2 protein-coding genes are annotated in these 1,723 nt (G+C 68.9%); one reads left to right on the forward strand and one right to left on the reverse strand.

Going from position 1 to position 1,723, the window contains the following annotated elements; genetic code table 11:
• The coding region (locus AZG88_RS34795; RefSeq protein ID WP_197487985.1) for a response regulator transcription factor at positions 1-370 on the forward strand (370 nt) is incomplete at its 5' end.
• Positions 371-381: 11 nt separating this feature from the next.
• On the opposite strand, the gene AZG88_RS34800 is transcribed toward AZG88_RS34795, so the two are convergent.
• Complete coding sequence (locus tag AZG88_RS34800) at positions 382-1,593, reverse strand: serine/threonine-protein kinase (RefSeq protein ID WP_061042055.1); 1,212 nt, start codon at positions 1,591-1,593, stop codon at positions 382-384.
• Positions 1,594-1,723: the final 130 nt, after the last annotated feature.

The raw sequence follows: 1,723 nt of genomic DNA on the forward strand, positions 1-1,723 counted from the left end.
GATCCGCGCGGGCGCCCGCGGGTACGTCACCAAGACGATCTCGGGCGCGGAACTGGCCGACGGCGTGCGCCGGGTCGCCGGCGGTGACGCCGTGTTCAGCCCGAGGCTCGCGGGATTCGTGCTGGACTCCTTCACCGGACGTTCCAATGCTCCTGAGCCGCAGCTGGATCCGGAGCTGGATTCGCTGACGCCGCGGGAGCTGGAAGTGCTGCGGCTGCTCGCGCGCGGTTACACGTACCGGGAGATCGCGGAGGAACTGGTGATCTCGGTGAAGACGGTCGAAACGCATGCGTCGAACGTGCTGCGGAAGACGCAGCAGTCCAACCGGAATGCGCTCACGAGGTGGGCGCACCGCCGGCGGATCGACTGACCGCCGGGGTGTCAGGGCTGGGCGAGGAGGACGATCACTGCCACGAGCACGGCCAGGATCAGGATCGCGACCATGACACCCATGGCGATCGGCGCCCACGCCACCACCTGGTCGCGGACAGTGGGGGCCGGCGAACCGGGAGCGGGTTTCGTCGGGCGCGGCGGCCACTGCAACCGGCCGAGCGGACGCGGCACGTTCTTGAGCGGTGTGCTCTGATGCACCGCGGGCAGACCGGCCTGGGTGGAACTCACCAGTTTGCTGCGCCGGCGTGAGTCGGGCAACGGCGTCGAGCGGTGTGCCCACGCCGGGATGGTGCCGTCTGCGGAATAGACGGGCGAGCCGACGAGGTGCGCGACGTTTCCGTCCCCGGCCATGGCCACCCGGGCCAGGGCGTCGCGGGCCTCGGCCATCGTCGGACGACGCGCCGGGTCGGGCTCGAGCAGGTGCAGCAGCGTGTCGGTGAGCGGTCCGGCCTTGCTCGGACGGTAGATCTCGGCCTTCGCGACCCGGTGCAGGAGTGCGATGGAATCCGAGTCGATCCCGAACGGCGGCTGTCCCTCGACGACGGTGTACAGCGTGGAACCGAGCGAGAAGACGTCGCTCGCCTCGGTGGGGTCCTGACCGCGGGCGACCTCGGGGGAGAAGTACGCGGGTGTGCCGGTGATGACCCCGTTCGTCGTGTCGGCGGAATCGCCCTTGGCGCGGGCGATGCCGAAGTCACTGATCTTGACGGTGCCGAGTTCCCGGCCGCGGTCGGCGACGAGGATGTTGCCCGGCTTGATGTCCCGGTGCACGATCCCGGCGGCATGGGCGGCCGTGAGCGCGTCGGCCACTTGCGCGCCGATCTGGGCGACCTCGAGCGGGGGCAGTGTGTCGGCGATGTTCATCGCCTGGGCGAGGCTGCGGGACGGCAGGTACTCCATGACCAGCCAGGGCTCGCCCGCCTCGAGTGCGACGTCGTACATCGCGATGGAATGGCTGTGGGCGAGTTTGGCGGCGTTGCGCCCTTCCCGCATGGTGCGTTCGCGGACTCGGCGGGCCTCGTCGGGGTCGAGTCCGGCCGTCGTGGTGACCTGTTTGATGGCGACGTCGCGGTGCAGCAGGGTGTCCCGTGCGAGCCAGACCGCGCCCATTCCACCGCCGCCCAGTTTGGACCGCAGGCGGTATCTTCCGGCCACCAGGTATTCGGGTCCGATGCCCCTCTCGCTCTGCTCCTGCTCCATCACGCGTTCAGGTTAGAGGATTGTGCGGACACGGGATGCGCGACGGTCCTGACCTGGCCATTCGTGGTCCACTTGACGGGCCTCCACCGACCGGCTTTACTTGAAATGAGTTCGAAAATACGTTCGAACA

This window comes from Rhodococcus sp. LB1 (genome assembly GCF_001583455.1).
Classification (GTDB): domain Bacteria; phylum Actinomycetota; class Actinomycetes; order Mycobacteriales; family Mycobacteriaceae; genus Rhodococcus_F; species Rhodococcus_F opacus.

Coding starts and splice junctions, on each gene's coding strand:
- AZG88_RS34800 (WP_061042055.1), bottom strand. CDS start 1,593: ATGGAGCAGGAGCAGAGCGAGAGGGGCATCGGACCCGAATACCTGGTG.